5 protein-coding genes are annotated in these 5,180 nt (G+C 73.0%); 2 read left to right on the top strand and 3 right to left on the bottom strand.

Going from position 1 to position 5,180, the window contains the following annotated elements; all coding sequences use genetic code 11:
• Positions 1-157 precede the first annotated feature (157 nt).
• On the bottom strand, positions 158-721 hold the full coding sequence (locus AC0CYZ_RS10190) for a transglycosylase family protein (protein ID WP_472214858.1): 564 nt from the start codon (positions 719-721) through the stop codon (positions 158-160).
• A gap of 77 nt (positions 722-798) precedes the next feature.
• On the opposite strand from AC0CYZ_RS10190, the gene AC0CYZ_RS10185 reads away from it, so the two are divergent.
• Entirely contained in the window at positions 799-1,434 is a 636-nt protein-coding gene (locus AC0CYZ_RS10185) for a transglycosylase family protein (RefSeq protein WP_472214856.1), read from the top strand.
• 16 nt (positions 1,435-1,450) lie between these two features.
• On the opposite strand, the gene AC0CYZ_RS10180 is transcribed toward AC0CYZ_RS10185, so the two are convergent.
• Entirely contained in the window at positions 1,451-2,863 is a 1,413-nt protein-coding gene (locus tag AC0CYZ_RS10180; protein ID WP_472214854.1) for a glutamate decarboxylase, read from the bottom strand.
• 65 nt (positions 2,864-2,928) lie between these two features.
• Here AC0CYZ_RS10180 and AC0CYZ_RS10175 point away from each other — a divergent pair, with 65 nt between their 5' ends.
• Positions 2,929-4,338 carry an MFS transporter gene (locus AC0CYZ_RS10175; RefSeq protein WP_472214852.1) on the top strand — a complete coding sequence of 470 codons (1,410 nt, stop codon included), beginning with the start codon at positions 2,929-2,931 and terminating at the stop codon, positions 4,336-4,338.
• Between the two features lie 12 nt (positions 4,339-4,350).
• Here the strand turns inward: AC0CYZ_RS10175 and AC0CYZ_RS10170 are convergent, their stop codons facing one another.
• Positions 4,351-5,100, bottom strand: a complete 750-nt coding sequence (locus AC0CYZ_RS10170) for an SDR family oxidoreductase (protein ID WP_472214850.1) — start codon at positions 5,098-5,100, stop codon at positions 4,351-4,353.
• Positions 5,101-5,180: the final 80 nt, after the last annotated feature.

Raw genomic sequence — 5,180 nt, 5'->3', positions numbered from 1 at the left:
CTGGCCGATCAGCTCCTCGCCGATCTGCGCCGGGTGCTCGACCGCCTCGAGGGGCAGCCACACCCCATGCGCGACGCCCGCACCGACAGCTCCTTCAGCCACACCGGGGCGCGCAGCCCGGGGTGATCTCGTGCTCCGGAGCTGGGGGTCCGGCCCGTCAGGCGGCGGGCAGGGTGAGCTGCTGGCCCGGCATGATCATGTCGGGGTTCGCGGCGACGTCCCGGTTGGCGTCGGCGAGGGCCTTCCAACCGCCGTCGACGCCGTGGCTGTCGGCGATCTCCGCGAGCGTGTCGCCCTGCCGGACGGTGTAGTCCCCGGCTGCGTGCCTGGGGGCGCCGGTCCCGGTCGAGGTGGCGTGGCGGCCCGTCGTGGACGTGTCGCCGGAGGCCGCGTGGCGGCCGCCGGAGGTGCTCGCCGTGGTGCCGCCCTTGGTGGTGCCGGCCTTGGCGGTGCTGCCGGCGTGCTTGCCGCACACCGGCCAGGCGCCGATGCCCTGGCCGTCCAGGACCGTCTCCGCGACGGCGATCTGCTGCTCGCGGGAGGCGTGCTGCGGGGTGCCGCTGCCGCCGAACGCCTTCCAGGTCGACTGGGTGAACTGCAGGCCGCCGAAGAAGCCGTTGCCGGTGTTGGCGGCCCAGTTGCCGGACGACTCGCACTGGGCGATCGCGTCCCAGTTCACGGACCCGGCCGACGGGGCCGCCTGGGCGGCAGGGGCGATCACGGTGCCGAGGGCGGCGAGGGCGAGCGGCCCGGTCGTGGTGGCGACGACCGTCGCGGCCGCTCCCGTGAGGTCCTGCCTTGCCCGCGAAGCACCGCGCTCCCCGCGCCGTCTCCCGCCTGCGCACGACGGTCGTCGCCACGACGACCGGGCCGCTCGCCCTCGCCGCCCTCGGCACCGTGGTCGCTCCCGCCGCCCACGCCGCCCCGTCGGTGAACTGGGACGCGATCGCCCAGTGCGAGTCGTCCGGCAACTGGGCCGCCAACACCGGCAACGGCTTCTTCGGCGGCCTGCAGTTCACCCAGTCGACCTGGAAGGCCTTCGGCGGCAGCGGCACGCCGCAGCACGCCTCCCGCGAGCAGCAGATCGCCGTCGCGGAGAAGGTCCTGGACGGGCAGGGCATCGGCGCGTGGCCGGTCTGCGGCAAGCACGGCGGCAGCACGAAGTCCGTCAGCAGCAGCACCTCGCGCCACTCCGCGCCGACCCAGACGCCGACGACCGCCCGGCACAGCACGTCCACGGGCCGGACCAGCGCCCCGAAGCACGCCGCGACCGGCGACTACACGGTCGCCCAGGGCGACACGCTCGGCTCGATCGCGGGCGCCCACGGCGTCGACGGCGGGTGGAAGGCCCTCGCCGACGCCAACCCGGACATCGCTTCCCACCCCGACCTGATCATGCCGGGACAGCAGCTGAGCCTGCCCGGCGGCGACTAGGCCGACCGGCCGGCCCTTAGTGGGGACTCGGCGCCCCGGTGTGGCTGAAGGAGCTGTCGGTGCGCGCGTCGTGCAGCGGCGCCACCTGCCGGTCGAGGCGCGCGAGCACCCGGCGCAGGTCGGCCAGGAGCTGCTCGGCCAGGCTGTGGGTGAGGCCGTTGCGGACGACGAACCGCAGCACCGCGAGGTCGGTGCGCTCCGCCGGGAAGGTGTAGGCGGGGACCTGCCAGCCGTGCTCGCGCAGCCCGGCAGAGATGTCGAAGACCGAGTAGTGCGTGATCCCCGGGTGCAGGGTGGCCGCGACGACCGGGAGCTCCGTCCCGCGCGTCAGCAGCAAGAACGGACCGAGCGCCCCGAGCTCGTCAGCCAGCCGGCGGGCGACGTCACGGCAGTGCTGCTGGACGCGGGTGTAGCCGTCCCGGCCCAGCCGCAGGAACTGGTAGTACTGCGCGGCGACGTGGGCGCCGGGGCGCGAGAAGTTCAGCGTGAACGTCGCGAGCTCGTCCCCGAGATAGTTCACCCGGTAGATCAGGTCCTCGGGCAGCGCCGGGACGTCCCGCCACACCACCCACCCGAGCCCCGGGTACACCAGCCCGTACTTGTGCCCCGAGGTGTTGATCGAGGCCACCCGCGGCAGCCGGAAGTCCCACTCCAGGTCCGGGTCGAGGAACGGCGCGATCATCGCCCCCGATGCCCCGTCGACGTGGACCGGCACGTCCGGTCCCCCGCGGCGCGCGACGTCGTCGAGGGCGGCGCAGATGTCGGCGACCGGCTCGTAGCTGCCGTCGAAGGTCGACCCGAGGATCGCGACGACGCCGATGGTGTCCTCGTCGACGTGCGCCGCGGCCTGCTCGGCGTCGAGGTGGAACCGGTCCCCCCGCATCGGGACCACCCGGGGCTCGACCTCGAAGTAGTTGGCGAACTTGTCCCAGCACACCTGCACGTCCGCGCCCATGACGATGTTCGGCCGGCGTCCGGAACCCGAGCCCACCCGCGCACGCCACCGCCGTTTCAACGCGAGCCCGGCGAGCATGCAGGCCTCGCTGGACCCGGCGGTCGAGCAGCCCGGCGCGGAGACCGCGTCGGGGGCGTGCCAGAGGTCGGCCAGCATCCGGGCGCAGCGCCGCTCGAGCTCGGCGGTCCGCGGGTACTCGTCCTTGTCGATCATGTTCTTGTCCGCGGTCTCGGCCATCAACGACGCGGCGTGCGGCTCCATCCACGTCGTGACGAAGGTGGCCAGGTTCAGCCGCGCGTTGCCGTCGAGCATCAGCTCGTCGCGCACCAGCTGGTGGGCCAGCTCCGGGGCGAGCTCGTGCTCGGGCAGCGTCGTGCTGGGCATCATCCCGGGCTCGGCGGTGAAGGTGGGGACGAGAGAGGCGTCGAGCCCGCTGCCCGGGTAGAGGTGCGGGACGGGCTGCTCGGAGGACATGACGAGCATCGTGGTCCAGCGCAGGACGACGAGTGTGAGGGCCCGGGGTGTGGGTACATCGCGCCATGACGGAGCAGGAGGGGCCGCACGAGGCCCACGACGTGACCGTGACCCCGCCGAACGTCGTGCGCCGGGCGGTGACGGCGGCCGGGGTCGGCAACGTGACCGAGTGGTACGACTTCGGGGTCTACGCCTACCTCGAGAAGACGATCGAGACGGTGTTCCTCCCGCCCGGCACCCCGGGCGGCCCGGTGATCGTCGCCGGACTCTTCGCGGCGTCGTTCCTGGTCCGCCCCTTCGGCGGGCTCTTCTTCGGCCCGCTCGCCGACCGCATCGGCCGGACCAAGACCCTCGCGACGACCATGGTCCTGATGGCGCTGGCGACGTTCGCCATCGGCGTCCTCCCGACCTACGCCACGATCGGCATCTGGGCCCCGGTGCTCCTGCTCGTGTGCCGGCTCCTGCAGGGCTTCTCGACCGGCGGTGAGTACGGCGGGGCGATGACGTTCGTCGCCGAGTACTCCCCCGACCGGCGCCGAGGCCTGATGTGCAGCTGGCTCGAGAACGGCACGCTCACCGGCTACGTGCTCGGCGCCGGCATCGTCACGATCCTGCAGACCACGCTCGGCGAGAGCTCCCCCGAGATGCTGGGCTGGGGCTGGCGCATCCCGTTCCTCGTCGCCCTCCCGCTGGGCGCGATCGGGCTCTACCTGCGCTACCGGCTCGAGGAGACACCCGCCTTCACGCAGCTCACCGAGCAGTCGGGCGAGCAGGGCCAGCAGTCGTTCACGAAGTTCTTCCGCGCCGCCGCCCGCCTGGGCTGGCGCCCGGTGCTGGTGTGCATGGGCCTGGTCATCGCGTTCAACGTCTCCAGCTACGTCCTGACGACGGTCATGCCCACCTACCTGACCGAGACGCTCGGCGAGTACGGCTTCCCGACGATCTCCACGACGACGTCGCAGGTTCTGCAGATGATCGTCCTGGTGGTGCTCCTGTTCATCGTGCCGCCGCTCGGGCGCCTGTCGGACCGCGTCGGGCGCCGTCCCGTCGTGGTCGCCGGGTGCGTGCTGCTGCTCGTGCTGTCGTGGCCCGCGGTCCTGCTGCTGCAGACCGGCAGCGTCGGAGGCGTCCTCGCCGGGCTGGTGCTGCTCGGCCTGACCCTCGTGTGCTTCGAGTCGACGATGCCCTCGACGCTGCCGGCACTGTTCCCGACGGGTGTCCGCTACGGCCTGCTCGCGATCACCTTCAACGTCGCGGTGTCGGCGTTCGGCGGGACCAGCTCGGTGATCGTGCAGGGCCTGATCAGCCTGACCGGGTGGCTGACGGTCCCAGCGGCGTACCTCACGTTCGGCGGGATCGTCGGCGCCCTCGCCGTGTGGTTCATGCCCGAGACCAGCGCCCGCCCGCTGCCGGGCTCCAAGCCCGCGGCCACCTCGGACGAGGAGGCACGGGAGCTCGCGGAGAGCAGGGGCTGAACCACACGGGCCTCAGCGGGTCTGTTCGGTCGGCCGGATCAGCACCTCGTTCACCGCGGTGCGCGGCGGGCGGGTGACGATGTAGACGACCGCCTCGGCGATGTCCGTCGCCTCGAGCACCCCGAGCTCCGACGCCGAGGACGCGTCCGGCGCGTTCTCCCGGCCGGTGTTGGTCAGCTCGGTGTCCACCAGACCCGGCTCGACGAGCCCGACGCGCACGTGCTGCGGCGCGAGCTCCTGGCGCAGCGCCTCGGAGAAGGCGTTCACCGCGTGCTTCGTGGCCGCGTAGACGTTGCTGCCCGGCCCGGTGACGGTGCGGCCGGCCACCGAGCTCACCGTCACGACGTCGGCGATCCCGCGCGGCCCCCGAGCCGCCTTCGTCAGGTGCGAGACGGCCGCGTGCGTCGTCGCGAGGACGCCCGTGAGGTTGACGTCGACCATCTTCTGCCACTCGCCGAGGTCGGCCTCGAGCGCCGGGTCCATGGTGCCGTAGCCGGCGTTGTTCACGAGGACGTCGATCTGTCCGTGCTCCGCGACGACCGCCTCGATCGCCTGCCGCACCGCGTCCGCATCGGACACGTCGACCTCGTGCACCTCGGCGCCCTCGCCGAGCTCCTGCGCGAGGTCGTCGAGCTTCTCGCGGCGCCGCGCGAGCAGCGCCACCGTGGCGCCCTCGGCCGCGAGGGCCCGCGCGGTCGCGTTCCCGATGCCGCTCGACGCCCCGGTCACCACCGCGGTCGTCCCGTCCAGTCGTCCCGCCACGTGCGCTCCTCGAGATCGGCGTTGCCCTACCGGATCACGGGTCGCCGATCGTGGCGGGCGTCAACCGTCGGGGCGTCAGC

This window comes from Actinomycetospora sp. (genome assembly GCF_055612215.1).
The sequence above is the reverse complement of the archived record's forward strand: the minus strand, read 5'-3'. Positions and strand labels throughout refer to the sequence as shown.